This window comes from Stenotrophomonas sp. UBA7606 (genome assembly GCF_002477705.1).
Lineage (GTDB): Bacteria > Pseudomonadota > Gammaproteobacteria > Xanthomonadales > Xanthomonadaceae > Stenotrophomonas.
Window position 1 is genome coordinate 3,969 of the sequence record NZ_DLJW01000053.1, and the last position, 23,764, is coordinate 27,732.

A 23,764-nucleotide genomic window follows, 5' to 3' on the forward strand; every position below is an offset into this window, starting at 1 on the left:
GCCGAGCATGGCTCGGCGCTACCGGGCTGCGTTTGCCGCGCATCGCTACGCACAATGTGAAACGGCCTCCGGTGCGGAACCGGAGGCCGTTGTGGATGACGACTTCGCTTGTGCGCTGCTTAGAACGTGATCGACCAGCTGTTGATCTTGCCGGTGTCGCCACTGGCCTTGTCGTTGACCCGCAGCTTCCAGCTGCCGTTGAGTGCTTCGCTGGACAGGTTCACTGTGAAAGTCTGCTTGATGTTGTCGGCGCTGCCGCCGGCATAGTTGCTGAGCACATAGACACTGCCATCCGGTGCCACCAGGTCCACCTTCAGGTCACCCTTCCAGGTGTGGCTGATGTCGACGGCGACCGGCGTGGCCGCAGCTGCGTTGCCACTGCGGCCGGAGACGCTGATGGCACTTTCCACCGTGGCGTTGTCGATGATGTTGACCGCCGTGGCATTGCTGTAGGTCTGGCTGCCGCCACCGCTGCTGCCTGTGCCCCAGCTGGCTTGCAGGCTCAGCCCGGAATAGGCCGAGTAGGCAGACAGCATGACGTGGTAGGTGCCCGCCACCGGGGTGGCGAAGCTGCAGCTTTCCGCGTTGCCGCTCTTGTAAGGGCGGCAATCGTAGGTGGAGCTGGTCGGCTGGCTGCCGGCGCGCACATACAGGTCGGCATCGCCGCTGCCGCCGGAGCTGGCGATCACCAGATTGGTGGCACCGGCCGGCACCTGCACCGTGTAATAGGTGCTGCTGCCGGCAGCACCCGACAGGCCGGTGAGTGGCACGCCATTGTTCAGGACCGAGCCACCCGTGCCCGGGTCCGGCGGGTTGGTGCCGCCCATCGCTGCCGCCACCGCCGCCTGCGCGTTGACGATACCGGCGCCGATGGCCTTGTCCGGCGTTGCCGGGAACGGCGTCACCGTGCTCTTGAGCAAGGCCTCCACCTGCGCGGGCGTCTTGATCGGGTTGGACACCGATTGCACCAGCGCCACCACACCTGCCACATGCGGCGTAGCCATCGAGGTGCCGCCGTAGGAAGCATAGCTCTCGGCGGACGGCCCCTTGGTGCCACTGTTGAGCGTGGACAGGATGTTGCTGCCCGGCCCGGCGACATCCACCAGGGTGCCGAAATTGGATTGCTGGCTGCTGCTCCAGATCGAGCGCTTGCCGGCACTGTCATTGGCGCCCACTGCAATCACGTTGTTGCAGTTGGCCGGCGACGCGGTGGAGACGTTGACGTTGCTGTTGCCGGCCGCGATCACCAGGGTGGTGCCACGGCCCACCGCTGCATTGATCGCGTTCTGGGTAGTGGTGCCGCAACTGCCGGAGCCGCCAAGGCTGAGGTTGATCACTTCGGCCGGGTTGGGGTTGGCAGGTACACCGCTGACCGTGCCGCCAGAAGCCCAGACAATCGCGTCGGCGATGTCCGAGTCATAACCACCGCAGGTACCCAGCACGCGCACCGGCAGGATCCGCGCGTTGAACGCCGTGCCGGCCACGCCCTTGGCGTTGTTGGTCACCGCGGCGATGGTGCCGGCCACATGGGTGCCATGCCAGCTGGAGTTCTGCGCCGGATGGCTGCCACCGCACTGGTTGGCGGTCACCCAGTCGCCGGGGTCGCTGGGGTCGGCATCGCGGCCATCTCCATCGTTGGACACCGAGGTGTCGGCAATGAAGTCGTAGCCGGGCAGCACGTTGGCATTGAGGTCACTGTGGCTGGTGATGCCTGTATCCAGCACCGCGACCACCACGCCGGTGCCGGTCGCGTTGTCCCAGGCCTGCGGCGCTTTGATGCCATAGGTGCCCGAATAGCCCCATTGCTCGCTGTAGCGGGTGTCATTGGGGGTCAGGCTGATGGTGTTGAGGCGATCGACCTCCACGTATTCCACGTTGGGATCGGCGGCCAGCTTGCGCATGAGGGTTTCAGCCTCGGCACGGTCCAGCCTGGCGTCGGCACGGACCACGTCCGCGCCCACCGCCAGGCGGCGCATGTGCTGCACGCCCACGCTCTTGCCGGCGCGGCTGGGCAGCGCGCGCGCGGCCGAACTCAGGGTCTGCCGCAGGGCCGTCTCACCGGCAGCCTGGCGGCTGTCCTGACGGTACTTGACGATGAAGCGCTGGTGCGTCGGGGCCGAGTCCAGCCCGGCCAGATGCACTTCACCCGCCCACACGGGGGCACACAGCAACAGGGAGGACAACGAGGCGGTGCCAACAACCACCAACCCACGGACCAGCATACGGCGCGATTTGGATGACATTGATGAGCCCTTCTACATTGAGAGGAAGCCGCTTGCGCGGCGCCAGTCCTGCCCGGGCCCTGCCAGTACGAGAAGAGGTTGCTGCCCGGGTAGAACTACCCGAACCAGTCCCCTGTTACCGATCCGTTGGCGGACAGTAAATGGCGGCTGAACCCATTACAAGTGGGTTACAGACGAAACTGTCGCGCGGATCACGTTTACGCAAGTGGATGATTTGTAAAGACAATTAGGTGATCAATACGACTGCAGCAGGCTTCCGTACGGCAGCAGATGTCCCGCAAATGACTTCGCGGACAAAAAAAAAGACCGCTGCGGCAGCTGCCGCAGCGGTCTTCGGGTCATGCCCGTTCAGCAGGCTCAGGCGTCCAGACGCACCAGCCAACCGTGACGGTCCGGCTGACGGCCGTACTGGATATCGGTCAGCTCCTTGCGCAGCGACATGGTCACTTCACCGGCCGGCGCGTTGATGTCGCCCACCGAGAAACCCTCGCCCTTGAGCTGGCCGATCGGGGTGATCACCGCGGCGGTACCGCAGGCGAACACTTCGGTGATCTCGCCCGATGCCACGCCCTGCTTCCACTCATCGATGGTGACCTTGCGCTCTTCCACGGTCATGCCGCGGTCGCGGGCCAGCTGCAGCAGCGACTCGCGGGTGATGCCTTCCAGGATGCTGCCCGACAGGGCCGGGGTGACCAGCTTGTTTTCCTTGCCGTAGACCAGGAACACATTCATGCCGCCCAGTTCTTCCAGGTACCTGCCCTCGATCGGATCGAGGAACAACACCTGCGAGCAGCCCTGCGCCTGCGCCTGCTGCTGCGGCAGCAGCGAGGCAGCATAGTTGCCACCGCACTTGGCAGCACCGGTACCGCCCTTGGCAGCGCGCGCGAAATCGGTGGACAACCAGATCGCCACCGGCGCCACGCCCTTGGCGAAGTACGGACCGGCCGGGCTGGCAATGACGTAATAGGTGGCCTTGTGCGCGCCGCGCACACCCAGGAACGCCTCGTCACCAATCATGAAGGGGCGGAAGTACAGGCTGGCTTCATCGGCATCGGACACCCAGTCCTTGTCCAGCGCCACCAACTGCTTCAGCGACTCGACGAAGATATCGGCAGGCAGCTCCGGCAGCACCAGGCGGCGCGCCGAACGTTGCAGGCGGGCGGCATTGGCTTCCGGGCGGAAGGTCCAGACCGAGCCATCCGCGTGGCGGTAGGCCTTGATCCCCTCGAAGATCTCCTGGCCGTAATGCAGCACGGCGGCGGCCGGGTCCAGCGAGATCGGGCCATACGGCGTTACTGCCGCATCGTGCCAACCGGCGTCCTTGTCCCAGCGTACGGCCACCATGTGGTCGGTGAAATACACACCAAAACCCGGCTTTTCCAGGATCTTGGCGCGCTCCTCGGCGCTGCGCGGGTGGTCCGAACGGGTGACATCGAAGCTCAGGGAAGACTGGGACACCGGATAATTCCTTCCAGATTGCGGGATGGGACAGCCCCGGCACCACGGCGGCACCGGGGGTGCAACACAAACCGTCACCGGCCTCGCCGGTGCGGCCTTACAGCATGCCAGTTTCCAGGCGCGCCGCCTCGGACATCATGTGACGACCCCATGGCGGGTCGAACACCAGATCGACGTCGGCCTGGGCCACCGTCGGAATCATCTCCAGCTTGCTGCGCACGTCATCCACCAGGATCTCGCCCATGCCGCAACCGGGTGCGGTCAGGGTCATCTTGACATCGACCTCGCGCTGGCCATCGTCCAAGTGCTTGATATCCACTTCGTAGATAAGCCCAAGATCGACGATGTTGAATGGGATTTCGGGGTCAAAACAGGTGCGAAGCTGCTCCCACACCAGCTTTTCCACGTCTTCGTCACCGGCATTCTCGGGCAGTTCCAGGCCCGGCGGCGGCTCCTTGCCGATGGCATCGCCGTCCTTGCCGGCAATACGGAACAGGTTGCCTTCGACAAATACCGTATAGCTGCCCCCCAGAGCCTGGGTGACATAGCCATAACTGCCGGCCGGCAAGGTCACGCTGTCGCCCTGCGGCACCATCACGGCCGGGCAATCACGCTCAAAATGAACTGGTTCGCTGCTACGGGAATACATGTGGATCGATATGGGGACGCGGTGGCTACCCGCAATGGGGCCATTTTATCCGACTGAGCGCACTCGCCGCTGAAACGCTATGCTGCGGAATCTGTTCGGGAATACCCATGTCGCCTGTTTCTTCGCCAGCCAGCCGCTCCCGCCCCTGGCTTTGGCTCGTGTTGTTGCTGCTGGGAAGCGTCACCGTCACCGTCGCCTGGCTGTTCGCAGCCCTCACCACCGGCACCCAGGCCGGCTGGATGGCCGTTGTCACCGCGCTGGAAGCGGCCTGGATGCTCCGCCTGGGTGCCTTCCCGGCGGGCCGGGCGCGCGTCATCGTGACCGTGCTGGCCACGCTGGTGATCACCGCTGCCGCCAACTGGGGCATCGCTGCCACCTACATTGGTGGCCCGATGGGGCTGGCCCCCTGGGAGTCGGCGCTGCGCATGGGGCCTTACCTGGCATGGACCTTGTTGTCGCTGGCCAACGGTGTGGCCGAAGCGGTGTGGCTGGTCATCGCGCTGCTGGTGGCGTGGCGCGCGGCACGCTGACGGGCAGCGTGTCCGGAGGGATGCCCGGCAAAACCCGAAGCTGCTGTGCGCACATGCGGCGGTGCCACCCACGCACATACCGCCAGGTTGAGCACTCATAGTTGCTGGACGCCACACGCCACCGAGCAGTCCATATGCCACCTCGGCGCTGACCCGCCAAACGCATCGACCACAGCGGTGGCATCGCCGCACTGCAGACAGGCGTTGCCCAGACTTATCCATGCATCCGGAAAGCCGGACTGCTCCCGCGCCAGATCTGCGAACCGAGCACATCCGGACCGGAAGTCGCCCAGTTCCGCCAAAGCCATCACCAGTATCTGTCGCCCAGCCATATCCGTAGGCCTGTGCTGCAGAAACTACCGTAAGGCCGCTGCGGCCGGATCGACCTCTCCCGCGCGCAGGCGAGCAAGTGCGCGCCGACACACACTGACTTCGTCCAATGAGTCCTCCCGGGCACTGGGGCCATTCAAGCCACAAAAAGTGGCGACCCAAAAGCGCGAGCCCGCGCTCGGCTCAGCCGTCACGGCACCGGACCATGATGCCCCCCGGACCTGGACACTCTCTCTCCCAGCGCGCGTTTCAGCGAGCACAGCAGTCAATCCGTGCTTGAGGGGCCGTGCCGGCATTGCCCGGCACCGCTGGGCGTTTTTTTATTCTGCGCGGCGCCGCCAGCGCATGCCACGGGTACAGCCGCCGGGCCGCATCAGTGCCATGAGGTGGTCTTGTTCCTGCGCGTCTTCTCTTTCGAGACGCGATATCGGCAGCAGCACGGGGCCTTGTCGTTGGGGCCCCAGGGAATGCCCTTGTATTTGGTCCTGCGTTCCACGCACATGGGAGGTGCAGTGAAAACCTGGCATCACCTGCTTCAGAGCAATCAGATACTCGACCTATCCGCGCTGCCCGCCGATGGCTTCCGCCTGGTCATGTGCAAGGGGCGGAGCACGCGCCTGCATGCGCCTACAGGCTGGAGCAGCGTGATCCTCGTGTTGGCCGGATCGCTTGGCCTTGCCAGCGCCGCCACTGCGTGGACGCTGAGCTCACGGCAATGCCAGGTATGGGTAGACGGCGCATTGCGCCTGTACATGGCGCGCATGGGATGGTGGCTGTGCGTGGCTGCGCCAGCGGACATCTGGAAGCTGGCGGTTGATCACCGCCATGCAGATAACTACGGATTTCTGCCGCATCAGTTCAACGCCGATCACCGGATGATCCGCGCGATAGCCCGCACGTTCCACAACCCCGCGGCACAACGAACGTCGCTGGCGATCGACCACATCCACCTGGCGCACCTGTGCGGTGCCTTGTGCGAGCGCCAGCAGGCACTGCAGGCGCAACTGCAACGCTGCAGCGGCCGGACCGCGCTGCGCCGCCATCAGACCCTGCTGCGGCTGCTGCGCGTCCAGCACCTGATACGTCATACCACCGAAGACCGCCTGGACCTGCAGCAACTGGCCGCCAGCGCCAACTATTCCCCCACCCATCTGATCCGCGCCTATCGGGATGTCTTCGACGAGACCCCCAGCGAATTTGCCAACCGACTACGGCAACAACGCGCCTGGGCAATGGTGCGCGGCACCGCATTGTCCATCGGCGAAATATCCCAGGCGCTGGGCTTTGACAGTGAGAGTGCCTTCTGCCGGGCGTTCAAGCAGGCGTTCGGCCTGACCACCGGGCAGGCACGTCGGCTGGAAACCACCGCGTCCGCCCCGCCCTCCCGGCCTTGAGGCCTATGGCCCCGACGTGATTCATCACCGCCGCTCCCAACGCCAGGACAGCTGCACTGAACCTGCGACGACTGCTGAGGGGTCCGGCTGTCCCCTGCGTCTACATCAACAGACCCCCCGAACCGCTGCAGGACGGCGCCGGAGCGCCCCGTCCTGTTCCCCAGATCGTCAGGAGCATGCCTGTGCAAGCGAGCATTCAACATCATCAAATCCAGGGTTCGCAGGGCCTGGACCTTTCCCTGCAGCGCGGTGAACGCATCCACGCCATCACTGGCCGCGGCCGCGGCAACCGGCTGTTCATCCCCGCTGGCTGGATCAGCGCGACGCTGATACTGGATGGTTCGCTGGACCTGATCAATGGCGCGACACCATGGAAACTGGCATCACGCCGCGTGCAGCTGTGGACCGACGGCAGCCTGCGCCATTTCAGTCCCCAGCACAGTTGGTGGCTGTGCGTGGCTGCGCCTGCCGCCATGTGGCAGCGTCCGCTGCGCAGCACGGCATCCATCATCAACCACCTGATTCCACGCGAGATGCCATGTGATGTGGATCTGGCCCGGTTGATGGTGCAGTTGTGCCGGGCACGCTGGTTCAAGGGGGCTGACAGTGCGCCCGCCGGCGACATGCTCGGCGGCCTGCGCGAAGTACTGATCGAACGCCAGCGCCCCCTGTATGGCCAGCTCGAGCGCTGCAGCGGCCGCACCGCCCTGCGCCGCCATCAAACCCTGCTGCGGCTGCTACGGGTGCAGCACCTCATCCGCTGCAATGTGGACAGCCGCCTGGGGATGACCAGCCTGGCCGCCGCCGCCAACTACTCGCCTACCCATCTGATCCGCGTCTATCGCGAAGTATTTGGTGAAACCCCCAGCGAATATGCAGCACGGTTGCGTAACCAGCGCGCCTGGGACCTTGTCTGTGACAGCAACGCGCCCATCTGCGAGATATCCGAACAGTTGGGCTTCGAAAGCGAAAGCGCCTTCTGCCGCGCGTTCAAGCACAGCTTTGGCTGCACCACCACCGCCGCACGGCGCAGGCAGGTCACCCCCACACCTGCCCTGCGCAGGGTGGCTGCCGAGCCTGCACCTGCAGCACAGAAGCTGCAGGACGAGTATGAGGCGGCCGTCTGCTGACGGCCGCCGCGCTCAATGGCCCCCGTCCAGCGCCTTGAGTTCGCTGACCAGGGCGCTGGCTGCCTCTGCACCGTCGCCATACAGCATGCGCGTGTTGTCGGCATAGAACAGCGCGTTCTCGATGCCGGCAAACCCCGTGCCCTTGCCGCGCTTGATGACGATGGTGTTCTTTGAATTGACCACGTCCAGGATCGGCATGCCGTAGATCGGGCTGCCTGGGTCGGTCTTGGCCACCGGATTGACCACGTCATTGGCGCCGATCACCAGAGAGACATCGGTGTTGGCAAATTCCGGATTGATGTCGTCCATGTCGGCGATCAGGTCATAGGGCACACCTGCTTCGGCCAGCAGCACGTTCATATGGCCGGGCATGCGCCCGGCCACCGGATGGATGGCGAACTTTACCTTCACCCCACGCTCGATCAGCCGCTGCGCCAGCTCCCAGATCTTGTGCTGGGCCTGGGCAACCGCCAGCCCGTAACCCGGCACGATCACCACACGCTCGGCAAAGGCCATCATCGCTGCGACGTCGGCCGCTTCGATCGGCTTCTGGCTGCCGGTGATTTCCGCGCCCTGGCCACCACCGCCAAAGTTGGAGAACAGCACGCCGCTGATCGGCCGGTTCATCGCCTTGGCCATCAGCCGGGTCAGCAGGATGCCGGCAGCACCGACCATCATGCCGGCAATGATCAGCGCCTCGTTGCCCAGCACATAGCCTTCAAACGCCACCGCCAGGCCGGTGAAGGCGTTGTACAGCGAAATGACCACCGGCATGTCCGCGCCGCCGATCGGCAACGTCATCAACACGCCCAGCGCCAGCGCCACCACGAAGAAGCTGATGATCGCCACCGGCTGCAGGCTGACCGCTGCCCATGCGCCCAATGCCAGCATCGCCAACGCAACCAGCAGGTTGAAGGCCTGCTGGCCCGGGAACGTCACCCGCTTGTCCAGGCGCCCATCGAGTTTGGCCCAGGCGATGATCGACCCGGACAGCGACACCGCACCGATCGCCGAACCGATCACCGCCAAGGCCAACACGGTGGTCGACGGCAAGCGTGCCGACAGATCGGCAATGGCCTGTGCGCTCCAATGGTTGGTATCGCGGCTGGCAAGGTCGGAGAAGCGCAACAGTTCCACTGCACCGATCGCCGCCGCCGAGCCGCCGCCCATGCCGTTGTACAGCGCCACCATCTGCGGCATGTCGGTGATGGCCACTTTCTTTGCCGATACCCAGGCCAGCCCGGTGCCCAGCACCAGCGCCACCAGGATCAGGGCGATGTTGTGCAGTCCTGGCAGGAAGAACGTCGCCGCGGTTGCGATCAGCATGCCTGCGCCGGCCCATTGGATGCCGCTGCGCGCGGTCTTGGGCGAGGCCATGCGCTGCAGCCCCAACAGGAACAGCGTGGCGGCAACCAGGTAACTCGTATTGACCAGCATCGATAAGCTCATGCGCCGGCCTCCAGAGCCGTCTGCGTGTGGGGGGGCGGCTGCTTGTCCAGCCGGTGGTGCTCGCGCATCTCGATGGCCGTCTTCAACAGGCCGATCATGCCCAGTCCAAATGCCACCAGCCCCAACGCCAGCTGCCCCAGCGCCGTGCTGCTGGCCAGCGCGGCCCCCAGCAGGCCCAACACGATCGGCAGCAACGCCTGGATGGCCAGCACCCAAAGCATGACGCCTCCCTTGCGCGGGTCTTCCCAGACCTTCCTGGACATCGTGTTCTGTGTTTTGCGGGGGTCCTGCAGCGAGGACATGCCGACACCGACACCGGCGTACAGCAGTGCACTGTTATAGGCATCGAGCATGCCGTCCATGCCATTGAACAACGGTCGGGCGGCGTAGCCAAAGGCCACCAGCAGCGCCGGATACTGCAGGTAGCTCAGCCACTGGAACACCTGGCGGGCGCTGATGCCGGGGGCAGCGGCCTGCACGGAAACCCCGCTCACTTGTCCTTGCCTTCGGGCTTCTTCGAGCTTTTGAACATGTCCAGCATGCGCTCGGTCACCACATAACCACCGGCCGCGTTGCCGGCGCCCAGCGCAACAGCAATGAAACCGATGACCTTCTCCAGGGTGGTATCGGCATGGCCCAGCACCACCATCGCGCCGATCAGCACGATGCCGTGGATGAAGTTGGAACCGGACATCAACGGTGTATGCAGGATCACCGGCACCCGCGAAATGATCACGTGGCCGGCAATGGCTGCCAGCATGAAGATGTACAACGCTACGAACCCGTCGCCCATTGCTGTTCTCTCCGAAGGCGGCAAACGCCTGCCCGGCATCATAACCAAGCCAGCAAAGCGGATGCGACGGTTGCGTTGTCAACCGATCCGGCAGCGGCGCGTTATAGAGGCCGAGACCCCTCGGAACCCGTACCCTGTGCTGGTGACCAGCCCGCCCCTGACCAACCCGACTGACGCTGTACCTGCCTCGCTGGATGCGTTCCTGGCCGGCATCGGGCCACGCGCCTTCCGCTTTGCCGAGGCCGGGTTGCGCCAACGTGAGGATGCGCTGGACGCGGTGCAGGACGCCATGGAACGCATGCTTGGCTACCGCGACCACCCGGCCAGCGAATGGACGCCACTGTTCTGGAGCATCCTGCGCCGGCGCATCATCGATCTGCAGCGGCGCCGCAGTTTCCGCCTGAAGTTCTGGGCACCGCAGGCCGAACAGGACCAGGACAGCACCATCGACTGGGCCGACCATGCCCCCGGCCCGGCCGAACAGCACCAGCAGCAGGTGCAGTACGCACAACTGGTACAGGCCCTGCGCAGGCTGCCGGCACGGCAACGCGAGGCATTCAGCCTGCGCGTGCTGCAGGAACTGGACGTGGCCACCACCGCCAAGGCGATGGGCTGCTCCGAAGGCTCGGTAAAAACCCATCTGTCGCGCGCGCGCGACGCCCTGATGCAGCAACTGGAGGAAGTGCGGTGAACCGCCTGCCCAACACCCCCGAAGGCTTCGATCGCTCGCTGCGGCAACTGCAGCAGCAGGCCGACAGCCAACTGTCCGCGGCCACGCTGGCGCGCCTGCGCCAGGGCCGCCAGCAGGTCGGCAGCCGCACATCCGGCGCGCCGTCACGCCGCGCAGGCTGGCTGCTGGCCACCGCCTGCTCTGCAGTCCTGGCAGTGGCGCTGGGCCTGCAGTTCAGCAACAGCAGCCCGCCCACCCCGCCGGCCCCTGCCCCTACCATCGCTGACCAGAGCGAAGACGACACCACCCTGCTGTTCGACGAAAGCCCCGAGCTGTACCTGTGGCTGGGTTCGGACACCCTGGCAATGGAATGAAGCCCATGCACACCCGCCCCCTTTTCCTGCTGCTGCCCCTGCTGCTGGCCTGCGCGCCGGCCTTGGCACAGCAAGCCGCCCTGCCCGAATGGGACCAACTGACCCCGGCCCAGCGCGAGACCCTGATCGCACCGCTGCGTGACCGCTGGAATGCTTCCCCCGAGCGCCGCCAGCGCACCTATGACCATGCCCGCAGCTGGCAGCAGATGACCCCGGAACAGCGCGAACAGGCCCGGCGCGGCATGCACCGGTTCGAGAATATGTCGCCCAGCCAACGCCGCGATGCACAGGCGCTGTTCGACAAGATGCGCGGCATGGACAAGGACCAGCGCCAGCAACTGCGCGAGCAATGGAACAGGATGAGCCCGGAACAGCGCCGCCAGTGGGTGGAGGCCAACCCGCCCGCTGCCCGCCCCCCGCGCTGACCCGGCCGGTAATGCCGGGCCCTGCTCGGCAGGGGCCTTACCCGCAAAGCCAAAAGCCCCCCTCCCCGGCCCTTCCCCTTGGCCTGCGCCCAAAAGGAGGGGGGTAGTGCCGAGCCATGCTCGGCAGGGGCTCGCCGAGCGAAAAGCCACCTGCTCCCGCGCGCCGAAGAGAACTTCACCCGGCGTGCCGACCCATGCTCGGCAAAAGCCTTTCAAACAACGCATCCGCACTGCAGGAGCAGCCTCCACCGCGCAGCAGGCTTCAGCAAAACCACAGGCGAGCCAGAATTCCGATGCATGATCGGCCTCGAGGCTTACATCGCTCGAGGCATATATCACGGCGGCGAGGCGATTTCCGCGTAGAACCCCAGCCGAGCATGGCTCGGCTCTACCCAGGGCGGTCAGACCGGCGGAATCTCGCCACCGGCCGGGCGTGCCGGCCACACGGTCTTGGCCAGCAGCTCGTCGTTCCAGTCGAACGACAACTTGCCTTCCTTGAGGAACAGCACGACGAAGTTGTAAACGTTGCGGGCGAACATCTCGCTGGCATGCACTGCACCCATGCTGGCCAGATTCAGCGGCCCGGCCACGGTCACTCCGCCCACATCGCGCGTCTGGCCTGGTTCGGTCGCCTCGCAGTTGCCACCGGTTTCGGCGGCCAGATCGACGATGACGCTGCCCGGGCGCATGCCCGCCACCATCGCGGCGGTCACGATCTTCGGTGCCGGGCGCCCGGGTACGGCGGCCGTGCAGATGACCACGTCAACATTCTTCAGGTGCTCTCCCAGGCGGCGCTGCTGCTCGGCCCGCTCTTCCTCGGTCAGCTGGCGTGCATAGCCACCCTCACCGGCCGCGCTGACGCCCAGGTCCAGGAACTTGCCACCCAGCGACTCGATCTGCTCGCGGGTCTCCGGGCGCACGTCGAACCCCTCGACCGCTGCGCCCAGGCGCTTGGCGGTTGCCACCGCCTGCAGGCCGGCAACGCCGGCGCCAACCACCAGCACCCGCGAGGGGCGGATGGTGCCGGCGGCGGTGGTCAACATCGGGAAGAAGCGCGGGGCCAGCTGGGCGGCGATCAGGGTTGCCTTGTAACCGGCCATGCCGGCCTGCGAGCTGAGTACGTCCATCGCCTGCGCACGGGTGGTGCGGGGTAACCGCTCCAACGGAAAGGTCTGCAACTGCCGCGCCTGCATTGCCGCGGCACGCTCGGCATCGGCCTGCGGGTGCAGGCTGCCAACCAGTACCGTGCCGGTCTTGAGTCGGGCCAGGGTTGCCGGTGGCGGTGCCTGCACGCACAGCACCACATCGGCGGTTTCAAGTGCGTCACCGAGCGTGGCGCCTGCATCCACATAGGCCTGGTCGGTAAAACCGGCGGCGGTACCCGCCCCCGGCTGCAGATGTACCTGCGCCCCTGCGGACAGCAACTTCTTCACCGTTTCCGGTGTGGCGGCAACACGCCGCTCACCGTCGGCGGTTTCCTTTACTACCCAGACATCAACGGCCATTCCAGTCCCCGATGCGCGATGGATCAACCCTCGGATCGTAGCAAAGCCTTGGCCGCCAGCGGCAGGCCTGCGGCCTGCCGGACAGGATCAGACGGGAGAGACCTGCGGCTCCAGCCGGTCCAGTACACCCTGCATGGCGCTGTCAAAAGCACCATCATCGACATGCGCGCGCAGCCGGCCCAGCCGCACCATTACTGCCAACTCCTCGGGCGAGGCCACGCAGAAACGGATGCCACGGCGGTTGACGAACAACAGCCGCGAGGAAATCGGGCTGACCCAGGACAGCTTGCCTGCCTGCAGCTTGCCTTCCTTGTCGATGAAATCCAGCCAGGTGCCGATCTCCATCTTGCGGAAGCGCTCGGCATCGGCGTCGTCGAAATCCTCGGCCTTGGTGGCACTGCCAAACTCGATGGCGGGGGCTTCCTGCGGCGGCGGCGTGGGCAAGGCCACCTGTGGCAGCTCCGGCAGCGCGCGTTCCAATTCCGGACGCGCCTCGGCAATGGCCTGCAGCGTGTCGTGCAGGGCATCGATGGCCGTGCTGCCGCCATCGCCATGCAGGCCAACGCTGGCAAAGACCTTGCGCAGACCCGGTTGGCAGGCCTGCAGCCACGGTTTGCCGACGATATGGCGGCGCGCCTCGGTCACTTCCTCCAGCAAGGCGTCCGCCAGCTTCAGGGTTTCAGCCACACCTTCGCCCTCGTCGCCTTCGCGCAACAGGGTAAGAGTGAGATGGTGGTTCCACGGCTGCCGCAGGAAATCCTCGATCGCCTTGGGCAAGGCAACACCGTTGATGCGGCTGTCCAGCTCGCTCGCGGCGCGGGCACGCGCCACTTCCAGTTTCTCCTGGCCACGCTGGGTTTCAGCGGCACGGCGCTCGGCGATTTCGATGCGGCGCCGGTGCTGGGCCAGGAACTCGCGGAACTCTTCTTCCAGGGTCAGGAAGATGGCCAGGTTCTCGTTGAACTCGGCGGTCAGGCGCTCGATGATTTCCTCGACCTTGCCCATCAGCGCGCGCTCGGCCTGGCTCTCGCCGGCATTGCCCTCGCAGGCCTCAGCCAGCGAATTGAGCAGCTTGCGGGCCGGATGGGTCTTCTGCACGAACATGCGCCGGTCCAGCATGGCGACCTTGACGAAAGGCACCACCAACCGGCCGATCAGTTCGCGCGAACGCCCCTCCAGCTCACGCTCGTCCAGCATCACGTCGAACAACATGCTGACCAGGTCGATGGCATCCTCGTCCTGCGGGTCCAGCCGCGCCTCGGCCGGATCCACACCCAGGCGGGTGGCGCCGGACAGCACTTCACTCTTCAGCCGCTGGGCCAGCGATTCACCGTCCTCGCCCACCGCTGCCCGCAAGGTCGCGGTGGGGGTGGCCTGCAACAGCGACAACACCGACATCATCTCGCGCTGGTTGAGCGCACGGTGCTGGCCAGCGCCGGCGGACTGCGCAGCGGCGCTCCCACCTTCGCGCTGCTGCCGCGATTGCGACAGCAACTCATGCAATGCCTCCAGCACCATGTTCTGCGAATCACCGCCATACGCGGCGGCGGCATCAAAGCCGGCACCGCCAGCAAACCCATCCGAGCCGCCGCCGGCCATGCTGCTGCGGCGTTGGCTCCAGCGCTCGGAGAAGCGCTGCGCCCACATCGGCGCGTGCCCTGGGTCGAACTCGTCAGCCTCCGCCTCCGCGGCAGCCTGCGCAGCCGGGCGCTGCGGCTGGGCACGGCGCTGCGGGGCGATGTCGGGCGCGGCACCGGCCTGGGCCAGGCGCTCATCCACGGTCTCGTACAGCTTGCCGATGCCGGCAGCGAACTCGCGCTCGCACAGTTTGAACAGTACCAGCCGCACTTCCGCGGCCAGGTCACAGGTATAGAAGGCCTCGTGCACGGCCACGCCGATATGCTCGGGGCCGATTGGATTGGTATCGGCGTCCAGCGCCGGCACACCGGCAATCCAGGCCAGGCGGTGGTCGATGCGCTGCAGCACCTGCTTCCAGTCACGCAGCAGCACGGTGGCGAAATTGCGCACCGCCAGACGCGATTCCAGCACGTGCTCGGGCACCAGGCTCAACCCGCCTTCGCCCGGCCCGGCCAGCACGCTTTCGGCCGACAGCGGAGTACCGGCGTCCAGCGCGGCCCAGGCTTGCTGCAGATGGGCAGCGAAGCGGCGCGAGATCTCCTCACGCCGGCGGCGCAGCTCGCGCATGCCGTCCAGGAACGCCAGCTGCGAGGCCCCGGCGGTCTCGGCGCGATCGAACAACACATCGTCAAAGCCGCCCAGCACCTTGTCGAAGGCCTGGGAAATGGACGGCAACGCGGCCTCGCGCGCCATCGACAGCAGGCTCTGGTTGCGACCGGGGAGGCCGGCGGAATGCGGATTGGACATCATGCGCAAAGGCTCCGCACCCCGAAAGGCGCTGGACTTCTCAAAAATGGATGGATTGATGCAGACGCGGCCCCTGTTTCCGCACCGGCATGGTAGGCCGAGAAGCTGAACAGGGTAAGTGATGCAGTGCGCACTTCATACCTCACAGCCGGCGGCCCGGCATTGCCTGACATGCTAAGCGGGCGCTGTGGTTTTGGCGAACCCTGCTGCATTCAGCCCGCAAGACCAAGCGCACAGATTTGCCGCTATCCACCGACAGCGGGCCGTCACCCATGGCCGTCTATAATCGATGGCCGCTTTCCCTGCCCGTGAGCCATGTCGGACAACTGCTTCCTGCAGGCGCTGGACCAGCGCCGCTCGGTCCCCTCCCTGCAACTGGGCGCCCCCGCCCCTGACGACGCCACCGTGCTGCGCATGCTGCAATCGGCAGTGCGCGTGCCCGACCACGGCAAGCTGGTGCCGTTCCGCTTCCTGCGCCTGCAGGGCGACGCACGTCACGCGCTGGGCGAGTTCCTGGCCCAGCGCAGCCGCCAGCGCGATCCCCATGCCGCCGATGCCGCAGTGGAAAAGGACCGCCAGCGCTTCTCGCATGCACCGCTGATCATCACCGTGATCGCGCGCCTGCAGGACAACCCCAAGGTTCCGGCCCAGGAACAGCTGCTCACCGCCGGCTGCGTCTGCTTCGCCCTGCTGCAGGCCGCCCAGGGCTGCGGCTTCGGCGCGCAATGGCTGACCGCGTGGATGGCGACCGACCCGGAAGTGGCCCGCCACCTGGGTGTGGCCGAAAATGAACGGATCGTCGGTTTCATCCATATCGGCACCCCCAGGATCGCCGTGCCGGACCGCGACCGCCCCGACCCGGCCAGCCTGCTGCAGGACTGGCAGCCGTGAGCGCAGCCAGCGCCCCGCTGCAGCCGCTCTACCTGATAGACGCCAGCCTGTATGTGTTCCGCGCCTGGCATTCGATGCCGGACGAGTTCCAGGATGCCCAGGGCTGGCCGGTCAACGCAGTTCACGGTTTTGCCCGCTTCCTGCTGGACCTGCTCGAACGTGAGCGCCCGCGGCATATCGCGGTCGCCTTCGACGAGGCCCTGGACAGCTGCTTCCGCCACGCGCTGTACCCGGCCTACAAGGCCAACCGCGACCCGGCCCCGGAAGAACTGCGGCGCCAGTTTGCCCACTGCAAGGCGCTGTGCGCCGCGCTGGGCCTGGAGGTACTGGCCGACCGCGAATACGAGGCCGACGACCTGATCGGCAGTGCCCTGCATGCCGGCCGCGGGCAGCTGCGCGGGGTCATCGTCTCGGCCGACAAGGATTTGTCGCAGCTGCTGCTGGAACACGACGAGCAATGGGACTACGCCCGCAACCAGCGCTGGGGCGCGGACGGGGTAAAGGCCCGGCAAGGCGTGCACGCCCACCAGGTGGCCGACTACCTGGCGCTGAGCGGCGACGCGGTGGACAACATCCCCGGCGTCTCCGGCATCGGCGCCAAATCGGCAGCGGTGCTGCTGGCCCATTTCGGCACGCTGGACGCCCTGCTCGAACGCATCGACGAAGTCCCGTTCCTGCGCCTGCGCGGCGCCGCCACCATCGCCACCCGCCTGCGCGAGCAGCGCGAGCAGGCCCTGCTGTTCCGCCAGCTGACCACCGTGGCGCTGAACGCACCGCTGGCCAATGCCGATGGCCGCTTCCTCCGTACCAGCGGTGACGGCGACATGCTCGGCGGGCTGTGCGAAGCCCTGCGCTTCGGCCCGATGACGCGCCGCCGCCTGATGACGGCTGCCAGCCTGCAAGCCCCTTCCCCCCCTGCAAACGAGTTCGCATGAGCCAGAACACCGCCGAACCCCGCGTTGTCTATGAAGGCAAATACCAGCGGATGCTGGTGCGCGGCACCTGGGAATACAGCGAGCGCACCCACGCCGGCGGCCTGGCAGCGATCATCATCGCGGTCACCCCGCAGGACGAGGTGTTGTTCGTCGAACAGTTCCGCGTGCCGCTGCAGGCCCGCACCATCGAAATGCCGGCGGGGCTGGTGGGCGACATCGACGCCGGCGAATCCATTGAAGCCTCGGCCATCCGCGAGCTGGAAGAAGAAACCGGCTGGACCGCCGACCACGCCGAAGTACTGATGATCGGCCCCACCTCCTCGGGTGCCAGCAACGAGAAGATCGCCTTCGTCCGCGCTACCGGCCTGCGCAAGGTAGGCAGCGGTGGCGGCGACGCCAGCGAGGACATCACCGTGCACAGCATCCCGCGCGCGCGCGCCGCCGCCTGGCTGGTGGAAAAGATGGGCCAGGGCTACGAGCTGGACGCCAAACTGTGGGCCGGGCTGTGGATGATCGAGCACCATCTGGACGGGCGCCCCCGTGGCTGATTCCGGATTGCAACTGGCGCCGGCACTGCTGGGCAGCGACGATCCGGCGGTGTTCCATATCCACCATCCGCAAGGCAGTTCGCCCTACCTGCTGCTGGCCGACCACGCCGGCCAGCGCATACCGCAGGCACTGCAGGACCTTGGCTTGCCACAGGCCGAACTGGACCGGCATATCGGCTGGGATATCGGCATTGCCGGCACCACCCGCGCACTGGCCCGCCAGCTGGATGCATGGGCCATCGAACAGACCTATTCGCGCCTGCTGATCGACTGCAACCGCCCTCTGCTGTCGCCCACGCTGATCCCTGAAACCAGCGATGGCACCGCCATCCCCGGCAATCGTGGTTTGAGCCCGGCACAGCGGCAGCAGCGCATCGACACGATCCATGCGCCCTACCATGCACGCATCGACGCTGAGCTGGATCGCCGCCGCGACGCCGGCAGGCCGACCCTGCTGGTGATGATGCACAGCTTCACCCCCGCCATGGGCGGCGTTGAGCGCCCCTGGCATGCCGGCGTGCTCTACCACCAGGACACCCGCTTTGCGCATGCGCTGCTGCAGGCACTGCGCGCGGAAGGTGATCTGGAGGTTGGCGACAACCAGCCGTACTCGGTGAGCAGCAGCAGCGACTATGCGGTGCCGGTGCATGGCGAAGGCCGCGGCCTGGTGCATGTGGAACTGGAAATCCGCCAGGACCTGATAGCCGACAGCGCCGGCCAGCAGGCCTGGGCCGACCGCCTGGCGCGGATCTTCCGGAATCTGCAGCCAATGTTGCTGTCCATGCAGGAACCGCGCGCCCCCGTACTCTAGGAGCGGCGTAAGCCGCGAAGCTGATGCGGTGTCCGATGTTGCGCTTGTAACGCCCCTGCCGAGCATGGCTCGGCACTACAGCGCTGTTGCTCCTGTGGGAGCGGCGTAAGCCGCGAAGCTGGTGCAGTTTCAGACACCCGCAATGCTTGCACCATGCATTGCCAGCTTCGCAGCTTATGCCGCGCCCCTAACACCTGCTGGCGTTGGCATGTCTGACCATGGGAAGGGCTTGTAGCCCCGTACCTGCAGCACTACGCCCAAGGCATCGAAGGCTGCAACCAGCCTGGCACAGCGCTCATGGTCCAACTGTTCACCCAGGCACAGCGGCAGATCACGGCAAGCAGCCAGCGCCTCGCCAATCGATAGCGCCAGCAACACCGCCACCTGCCGCGCTGCATCCTTCATGTGTTGCGCAGGGCATTGCGCCAGCATCACATCGAAACTTGCATAGATGCCGGGCCCTACATCCAGCGCCCGTGCTGCTTCCTGCTCGGCCTCCGCGGCCCCGCCCAGTGCCTCATGGATACCCGGCACCTGCAGGAAAGCGTCGTACTCGGCGTAGTAGTCCAGTGCCGCCGCGTAGTCCTCCAATGTCGATAGCGGACGTTGGCGTTTCTGCACATCGAGCACATCGGCAAAGGTCGCCGGCTCCAGGAAACTCGAAAGCCCCAAGGCACGCGCCGCCGTTGGCAGCTCGTCATCATCGAACGCTTCGGCCTCGCTTGCCGGCAGCCAGAACGAAGCGTTCAAGGCACCGCCCGCGCTGGCGTGGACCCAGCCGTAGCGCGACCACACCTCATCGTCGTCGTTGCAGCTGGCGAAGCTGTCCAGGGCCTGGCGGAGATCCAGCAGTTCAATCATGCGTCGCTGGGCAGGCAGTTGTCGGAGCTGCAGTCTAGCCGTGCAGGCCGCAGGCGCAACGCAACCACCACGCCGAGTGCGGCGAACAGTGCAGCGCCATATTGCGCATGAATCAATCCCTGCAGCGCCTGCGCGCTGTCCGCCGGTGCTGCTGCGCGTGCCGCGTTGGCCAGCATCACCAGCAGTGCCAAGCCGAGGGCACCGCCGATCTGCTGCGCGGTCGCCGCCATGCCGGAAGCCACCCCCTGCTGCGCGGCAGGAACGCCTTGCCCGGCCACGATCCACATCGCCGTCCAGGTCATGCCCTGGCCCAGGCTGAGCAGCACGATGCCGGGCAACAACGGCCAGTAGCCGGAACCGTGCGGCAAGGCGGCAGCAACGCCCGCGATACCCAATGCCCCCGCCGCCAAGCCCCATGCCAGCACCTGCCGCGGCGGCCGTGCTGCCAACATGCGCTCGGCGATGCGGATACCCAGCGTGCACACCAGGGTCGGCGGCAGGAACGCCATCCCTGCCTGCAACGGACTCCAGCCATAGCCGTCCTGGTAGTACAGCGCCAGAAAGTAGTACTGCACGCCGAAGCTGCTCATGAACAGCATTGTCAGTCCGATGGCTGCACGCAGCCCCGGTGTCCGCAGCAATCCGAAATGCATCAACGGATCGGCACTGTGCTTCTCGATCAGGACAAACACTGCCAGCAACAGCACCGACAACCCCAGGCAGGCCAGCGTAGCGGGCGCCGCCCAACCCCACTCGGGCCCCTGCACCAAGGTCGTCACCAGCAGACTGCCGCCAAAGGTCACGCTCAGGCAGCCCCACAGATCGAAGGAACGCCCGACAGCACGCGCGCCATCACGCGGCAGCCAATGCCCTGCCAGCCAGGCACAGCCGGCCGCCAACGGCACCAACACCCACAGCACCCAGGCCCAACCCAACAGTTGCGTCAGCACCCCGCCCAACAACGTCCCCAAGGCCAACCCCCCCGCGCTGGCCATGCTCCAGATCGCCAGCGCACGATTGCGGACCGGGCCTTCGGCATACAGCGTGTTGATCAACGCCAGCGTCGCCGGAAACAATATCGCCGCACCCAGGCCCTGGGCAGCCCGCGCCGCGACCAGCACCCCGGCATTGGCGCTGAAGCCGCCAACCAGCGACGCCAACGCAAATACAAGCATCCCCAGCCGATACATGCGACGGCGGCCCAGCAGATCCGCCGCACGGCCACCCAACAACAGGCAGCCGCCAAAGGCCACCGTGTAGCCGCTCACCACCCACTGCAACTGCTGGGCGTTGATCTGCAGTCGCAGGCCCATTTCATGCAGGGCGACAAAAATGATGGTGGCATCCATCGCGATGATCAGCTGGGACATCGCCAGCAGCGCAAGAGCAAGCCGGGGCGTGGTCCGCGCCGGGGGGAAGGAAGTCGCCATAGGGAAGATCCAGAAACGTGGGCGCATAGTCTTATTGATGACATAACGCAGATAAATCAGGATGCGCACATATCTGTAATGCGAATTTACATAAATGGATGCCATGGACCTCAACGCAGTGCGCATGCTGGTGCAGGTGGCCGAAGCCCGCAGCTTCACGGTCGCGGCAGGGCAGCTTGGGCTGAGCCAGTCCGGCCTGTCGCGGGCGATCAGCCGACTGGAACAGGAACTGGGCGTGCGATTGCTCCACCGCAATACCCGCAACGTCAGCCTGACCCCGGACGGGCGTCAGTTCGTGGAGCACTGCCAGCCCCTGTTGTGCGGGCTTGAGGACGCACAACGCCAGCTCGGTGACCGCCCTTGCGTACCATCGGGCGTACTCAAGCTGACCGCTCCCTCGATGTTCGGGCGCAAGGTGCTGTTGCCTTTGACCGGCCGGTTGATTGCCGACCATCCGCAGCTGCAGTTCGAGCTGGTGCTCAATGACCGCCTGGTCGATCTGGCTGAAGAAGGCTTTGACGCTGCGCTGCGCACCGGCCCGATCAGCGATGTGCGGATGGTCGCGCGCCCCTTGCGCCCGCTGCGCTGGGTGACCGTGGCATCACCGGATTACCTTGCGTGCCACGGTCCTCCCGAGTCGGTGACGGCATTGCAGGAACACACCTGCCTGGCCGTGCGCAACCTGCGCAGCGGGCGCCTGGTCGACTGGCAGTTCAAGGATCTGGATGGGCGGATGCATGACTTCAGCCCCCCGGCACGAATAGTGTTCGACAACGGTGATCCGCTTGTGGAAGCCGCACTTGCGGGCATTGGAATCGTGCAGGTGATGGACTTCGCCGTTGCCGACGCTCTCGCCGATGGGCGCTTGCAGCGCGTGCTGCAGGCGCATGAGGGGCGTAGCCGCGCGCTGTCACTGGTATATCCGCCTTCGCGCCAGGCCTCCCCCAAGCTCAGGGTCCTGGCCGACGCCCTGCTGGCTGGCGAGTGGTAACACACGGCATGCCCCCTCGCCGGGCGACGACCAGCACCAGAGTGTGGTGATGTTCCGCGGCGCACCGGCATTGCCATCCCCCCGGCCAATCGGCTCTCGAGCCCCACCACGCGCAACCTGCAGATCCAAAGCAAAAAACCCCCTCCTCAGCCCTCCCCTTGCCTGCGGCAAAGGGAGGGAGCGGTTGTCCACACAGGCTGTGCCCTTAGGGTTACACAAGCTGTGGATAAGCCTTCGCAACCCTTATGCTGCAAGCCTTCACCGGCACTGGTCATTTTTTAACCAATCCACCCAACCACCGCGCGGAGGTGCTTGTCAGCGCTGACAAGAACAGCACCCGGTAGTGCCGAGCCATGCTCGGCAGGGGCTTGCCCAGCCATCCAATCGCGCTGAAACACCGCTGGATCTACAGCGCAAAAGCACCCCTCCCCGGCCCTCCCCTTGCCTGCGGCAAAGGGAGGGGCGCAGATGTAGTGCCGAGCCATGCTCGGCAAGGGCTTGCCCAGCCATCCAATCGCGCTAAATCACTGCTGGATCTACAGCGCAAAGCACCCCTCCCCAACCCTCCCCTTGCCTGCGGCAAAGGGAGGGGGTGTAGGTGTAGTGCCGAGCCATGCTCGGCAGGGGTTTGCCCAGCAATCCAATCACGCTAAATCACTGCTGGACCAACGGCGCAAAGCACCCCTCCCCAACCCTCCCCTTGCCTGCGACAAAGGGAGGAGCGCAGGTGTAGTGCCGAGCCATGCTCGGCAGGGCTTGCCCAGCAATCCAATCAGGCTAAATCACCGCTGGATCTGCAGCGCAAAGCACCCCTCCCCAGCCCTCCCCTTGCCTGCGGCAAAGGGCGGGACGCAGGTGTAGTGCCGAGCCATGCTCGGCAGGGCCTGCCCAGCAATCCAATCGCGCTAAATCACCGCTGGACCAACAGCGCAAAGCACCCCTCCCCAACCCTCCCCTTGCCAGCGGCAAAGGGAGGGGGGCCAATCCCGGGCTATCAGGCGAAGCTGTCGGTCGCGCGCACCAGCGCGTCCACATTCTCGGCTTCAAATGCCGAGTGGCCGGAGGCCGGGGTGATCTGCAGCTGTGCCTTCGGCCAGACCTTGTGCAGATCCCAGGCGTTGGCCAGCGGGCACACCACATCGTAACGGCCGTGCACGATCACGCCGGGGATATGGGCGATCTTGTGCGCGTCACGCAGCAGTTGGTCTTCCACTTCGAAGAAGCCACCGTTGACGAAGTAGTGGTTCTCGATGCGGGCGAAGGCCAGCGCGAACTGCGGGTCTTCGTGGCTGTTGATGAAGTCGTCATCCACGTGCAGGAAGCTGGTGGCGCCTTCCCACACGCTCCAGGCACGCGCGGCGTCCAGCCGCGTGGTCTCGTCGTCGCTGGTCAGGCGGCGGTGGAAGGCCGAGATCAGGTCATGCCGCTCAACCAACGGAATCGGCTTGAGGTAGTGCTCCCATGCATCCGGGAACAGGCGGTTGGCGCCTTCCTGGTAGAACCACTCCAGCTCCCAGCGGCGCAGCATGAAGATGCCGCGCAGCACCAGCTCGGTGACACGCTGCGGGTGGGTCTCGGCATAAGCCAACGCCAGGGTGGAACCCCAGCTGCCACCAAAGACCTGCCACTGCGCCACGCCAAGCTTTTCGCGCAGCTTCTCGATGTCGGCGACCAGATCCCAGGTGGTGTTGTCCACCAGATCAGCATGCGGGGTGGAACGGCCCGAACCGCGCTGGTCGAACAGGATGATGCGGTACTTGGCCGGGTCGTGGAACTGCCGCATCTTGTCGCTGCAGCCGCCACCGGGGCCACCGTGCAGCATCACCACCGGCTTGCCGTCGGGGTTGCCGCATTGTTCAAAGTACAGCGTGTGGCGGTCGTCGACCTTGAGCGTGCCGGTTTCATAGGGCTCGATGGCGGGATAGAGCGTGCGCATGGCAGCCTCGCTGGGAACAGGCCGCG

The 23,764-nt window shown here is 65.9% G+C and carries 22 protein-coding genes and 1 pseudogene; 11 read left to right on the forward strand and 12 right to left on the reverse strand.

Going from position 1 to position 23,764, the window contains the following annotated elements:
• Window positions 1–119 precede the first annotated feature (119 nt).
• From B2527_RS07745 to sufT, 4 genes and pseudogenes are all read right to left on the reverse strand, one after another.
• The gene (locus B2527_RS07745; RefSeq protein ID WP_293707667.1) at window positions 120–410 is read right to left on the reverse strand and encodes a proprotein convertase P-domain-containing protein; all 291 of its coding nucleotides are present in this window, start codon (window positions 408–410) and stop codon (window positions 120–122) included.
• Window positions 411–485: 75 nt separating this feature from the next.
• Window positions 486–2,243 (reverse strand): annotated as a pseudogene (locus B2527_RS07750) (S8 family serine peptidase); the annotation flags it as partial.
• A gap of 357 nt (window positions 2,244–2,600) precedes the next feature.
• Complete coding sequence (locus tag B2527_RS07755; protein ID WP_293707612.1) at window positions 2,601–3,701, reverse strand: branched-chain amino acid aminotransferase; 1,101 nt, start codon at window positions 3,699–3,701, stop codon at window positions 2,601–2,603.
• A 97-nt stretch (window positions 3,702–3,798) separates the two neighbouring features.
• The gene (gene sufT / locus B2527_RS07760; RefSeq protein ID WP_293707614.1) at window positions 3,799–4,350 is read right to left on the reverse strand and encodes a putative Fe-S cluster assembly protein SufT; all 552 of its coding nucleotides are present in this window, start codon (window positions 4,348–4,350) and stop codon (window positions 3,799–3,801) included.
• Window positions 4,351–4,457: 107 nt separating this feature from the next.
• Here sufT and B2527_RS07765 point away from each other — a divergent pair, with 107 nt between their 5' ends.
• From B2527_RS07765 to B2527_RS07775, 3 genes are all read left to right on the forward strand, one after another.
• Window positions 4,458–4,880 (forward strand): hypothetical protein, encoded by a 423-nt coding sequence (locus tag B2527_RS07765; protein ID WP_293707617.1) that lies wholly within the window; start codon window positions 4,458–4,460, stop codon window positions 4,878–4,880.
• Window positions 4,881–5,854: 974 nt separating this feature from the next.
• On the forward strand, window positions 5,855–6,604 hold the full coding sequence (locus tag B2527_RS07770; protein ID WP_293707619.1) for a helix-turn-helix transcriptional regulator: 750 nt from the start codon (window positions 5,855–5,857) through the stop codon (window positions 6,602–6,604).
• Between the two features lie 182 nt (window positions 6,605–6,786).
• Window positions 6,787–7,734, forward strand: coding sequence for a helix-turn-helix domain-containing protein (locus tag B2527_RS07775; RefSeq protein ID WP_293707621.1), 948 nt, complete (start codon window positions 6,787–6,789; stop codon window positions 7,732–7,734).
• Between the two features lie 12 nt (window positions 7,735–7,746).
• Here the strand turns inward: B2527_RS07775 and B2527_RS07780 are convergent, their stop codons facing one another.
• Genes B2527_RS07780 through B2527_RS07790 form a run of 3 tightly spaced genes read right to left on the reverse strand, consistent with a single transcriptional unit; the run spans window position 7,747 to window position 9,976 of the window.
• Window positions 7,747–9,183: an NAD(P)(+) transhydrogenase (Re/Si-specific) subunit beta gene (locus B2527_RS07780; protein ID WP_293707623.1), complete on the reverse strand. Its 1,437-nt coding sequence runs from the start codon at window positions 9,181–9,183 to the stop codon at window positions 7,747–7,749.
• A complete protein-coding gene (locus B2527_RS07785; RefSeq protein WP_293707625.1) occupies window positions 9,180–9,677 on the reverse strand; it encodes a hypothetical protein in 498 nt (165 codons plus the stop codon). Before B2527_RS07785 ends, B2527_RS07780 begins: the two co-directional genes overlap by 4 nt.
• On the reverse strand, window positions 9,674–9,976 hold the full coding sequence (locus tag B2527_RS07790) for an NAD(P) transhydrogenase subunit alpha (RefSeq protein ID WP_293707626.1): 303 nt from the start codon (window positions 9,974–9,976) through the stop codon (window positions 9,674–9,676). The genes B2527_RS07785 and B2527_RS07790 overlap by 4 nt, the downstream gene beginning before the upstream one ends.
• Window positions 9,977–10,112: 136 nt before the next feature.
• Here B2527_RS07790 and B2527_RS07795 point away from each other — a divergent pair, with 136 nt between their 5' ends.
• Genes B2527_RS07795 through B2527_RS07805 form a run of 3 tightly spaced genes read left to right on the forward strand, consistent with a single transcriptional unit; the run spans window position 10,113 to window position 11,445 of the window.
• A complete protein-coding gene (locus tag B2527_RS07795; RefSeq protein ID WP_293707629.1) occupies window positions 10,113–10,667 on the forward strand; it encodes an RNA polymerase sigma factor in 555 nt (184 codons plus the stop codon).
• Window positions 10,664–11,020 carry a hypothetical protein gene (locus B2527_RS07800; RefSeq protein ID WP_293707630.1) on the forward strand — a complete coding sequence of 119 codons (357 nt, stop codon included), beginning with the start codon at window positions 10,664–10,666 and terminating at the stop codon, window positions 11,018–11,020. The genes B2527_RS07795 and B2527_RS07800 overlap by 4 nt, the downstream gene beginning before the upstream one ends.
• Window positions 11,017–11,445 carry a DUF3106 domain-containing protein gene (locus B2527_RS07805; RefSeq protein WP_293707632.1) on the forward strand — a complete coding sequence of 143 codons (429 nt, stop codon included), beginning with the start codon at window positions 11,017–11,019 and terminating at the stop codon, window positions 11,443–11,445. The genes B2527_RS07800 and B2527_RS07805 overlap by 4 nt, the downstream gene beginning before the upstream one ends.
• Window positions 11,446–11,846: 401 nt before the next feature.
• Here the strand turns inward: B2527_RS07805 and B2527_RS07810 are convergent, their stop codons facing one another.
• Both B2527_RS07810 and B2527_RS07815 read right to left on the reverse strand, forming a co-directional pair.
• A complete protein-coding gene (locus tag B2527_RS07810) occupies window positions 11,847–12,950 on the reverse strand; it encodes an NAD(P) transhydrogenase subunit alpha (protein ID WP_293707634.1) in 1,104 nt (367 codons plus the stop codon).
• An 87-nt stretch (window positions 12,951–13,037) separates the two neighbouring features.
• Window positions 13,038–15,338: a DUF1631 domain-containing protein gene (locus B2527_RS07815; protein ID WP_293707636.1), complete on the reverse strand. Its 2,301-nt coding sequence runs from the start codon at window positions 15,336–15,338 to the stop codon at window positions 13,038–13,040.
• Between the two features lie 312 nt (window positions 15,339–15,650).
• Between B2527_RS07815 and B2527_RS07820 the strand changes: the two genes are divergently transcribed.
• From B2527_RS07820 to B2527_RS07835, 4 genes are read left to right on the forward strand one after another with little or no spacing between them, the layout of a single operon-like run.
• Entirely contained in the window at window positions 15,651–16,226 is a 576-nt protein-coding gene (locus tag B2527_RS07820) for a nitroreductase family protein (protein ID WP_293707637.1), read from the forward strand.
• Window positions 16,214–17,161 carry a 5'-3' exonuclease gene (locus B2527_RS07825; protein WP_414717037.1) on the forward strand — a complete coding sequence of 316 codons (948 nt, stop codon included), beginning with the start codon at window positions 16,214–16,216 and terminating at the stop codon, window positions 17,159–17,161. The genes B2527_RS07820 and B2527_RS07825 overlap by 13 nt, the downstream gene beginning before the upstream one ends.
• Window positions 17,158–17,709 carry an NUDIX hydrolase gene (locus tag B2527_RS07830; protein ID WP_293707640.1) on the forward strand — a complete coding sequence of 184 codons (552 nt, stop codon included), beginning with the start codon at window positions 17,158–17,160 and terminating at the stop codon, window positions 17,707–17,709. Before B2527_RS07825 ends, B2527_RS07830 begins: the two co-directional genes overlap by 4 nt.
• Window positions 17,702–18,520 (forward strand): N-formylglutamate amidohydrolase, encoded by an 819-nt coding sequence (locus tag B2527_RS07835; protein WP_293707642.1) that lies wholly within the window; start codon window positions 17,702–17,704, stop codon window positions 18,518–18,520. The genes B2527_RS07830 and B2527_RS07835 overlap by 8 nt, the downstream gene beginning before the upstream one ends.
• A 174-nt stretch (window positions 18,521–18,694) precedes the next feature.
• Here the strand turns inward: B2527_RS07835 and B2527_RS07840 are convergent, their stop codons facing one another.
• Window positions 18,695–19,381: a DUF7716 domain-containing protein gene (locus tag B2527_RS07840; protein ID WP_293707644.1), complete on the reverse strand. Its 687-nt coding sequence runs from the start codon at window positions 19,379–19,381 to the stop codon at window positions 18,695–18,697.
• Window positions 19,378–20,751 carry an MFS transporter gene (locus B2527_RS07845; RefSeq protein WP_414717036.1) on the reverse strand — a complete coding sequence of 458 codons (1,374 nt, stop codon included), beginning with the start codon at window positions 20,749–20,751 and terminating at the stop codon, window positions 19,378–19,380. Before B2527_RS07845 ends, B2527_RS07840 begins: the two co-directional genes overlap by 4 nt.
• A 163-nt stretch (window positions 20,752–20,914) precedes the next feature.
• Here B2527_RS07845 and B2527_RS07850 point away from each other — a divergent pair, with 163 nt between their 5' ends.
• Entirely contained in the window at window positions 20,915–21,802 is an 888-nt protein-coding gene (locus B2527_RS07850) for a LysR family transcriptional regulator (RefSeq protein ID WP_293707648.1), read from the forward strand.
• A 994-nt stretch (window positions 21,803–22,796) separates the two neighbouring features.
• On the opposite strand, the gene pip is transcribed toward B2527_RS07850, so the two are convergent.
• A complete protein-coding gene (gene pip / locus B2527_RS07855; RefSeq protein ID WP_293707649.1) occupies window positions 22,797–23,738 on the reverse strand; it encodes a prolyl aminopeptidase in 942 nt (313 codons plus the stop codon).
• Window positions 23,739–23,764: the final 26 nt, after the last annotated feature.

What these genes read in the sequence shown, in the direction of transcription:
- sufT (WP_293707614.1), bottom strand. Translation starts at nt 4,350, where the DNA reads ATGTATTCCCGTAGCAGCGAACCAGTTCATTTTGAGCGTGATTGCCCG.
- B2527_RS07765 (WP_293707617.1), top strand. Translation starts at nt 4,458, where the DNA reads ATGTCGCCTGTTTCTTCGCCAGCCAGCCGCTCCCGCCCCTGGCTTTGG.
- B2527_RS07780 (WP_293707623.1), bottom strand. Translation starts at nt 9,183, where the DNA reads ATGAGCTTATCGATGCTGGTCAATACGAGTTACCTGGTTGCCGCCACG.
- B2527_RS07790 (WP_293707626.1), bottom strand. Translation starts at nt 9,976, where the DNA reads ATGGGCGACGGGTTCGTAGCGTTGTACATCTTCATGCTGGCAGCCATT.
- B2527_RS07805 (WP_293707632.1), top strand. Translation starts at nt 11,017, where the DNA reads ATGAAGCCCATGCACACCCGCCCCCTTTTCCTGCTGCTGCCCCTGCTG.
- B2527_RS07810 (WP_293707634.1), bottom strand. Translation starts at nt 12,950, where the DNA reads ATGGCCGTTGATGTCTGGGTAGTAAAGGAAACCGCCGACGGTGAGCGG.
- B2527_RS07815 (WP_293707636.1), bottom strand. Translation starts at nt 15,338, where the DNA reads ATGATGTCCAATCCGCATTCCGCCGGCCTCCCCGGTCGCAACCAGAGC.
- B2527_RS07820 (WP_293707637.1), top strand. Translation starts at nt 15,651, where the DNA reads ATGTCGGACAACTGCTTCCTGCAGGCGCTGGACCAGCGCCGCTCGGTC.
- B2527_RS07830 (WP_293707640.1), top strand. Translation starts at nt 17,158, where the DNA reads ATGAGCCAGAACACCGCCGAACCCCGCGTTGTCTATGAAGGCAAATAC.
- B2527_RS07840 (WP_293707644.1), bottom strand. Translation starts at nt 19,381, where the DNA reads ATGATTGAACTGCTGGATCTCCGCCAGGCCCTGGACAGCTTCGCCAGC.
- B2527_RS07845 (WP_414717036.1), bottom strand. Translation starts at nt 20,751, where the DNA reads ATGTCCCAGCTGATCATCGCGATGGATGCCACCATCATTTTTGTCGCC.
- B2527_RS07850 (WP_293707648.1), top strand. Translation starts at nt 20,915, where the DNA reads ATGGACCTCAACGCAGTGCGCATGCTGGTGCAGGTGGCCGAAGCCCGC.
- pip (WP_293707649.1), bottom strand. Translation starts at nt 23,738, where the DNA reads ATGCGCACGCTCTATCCCGCCATCGAGCCCTATGAAACCGGCACGCTC.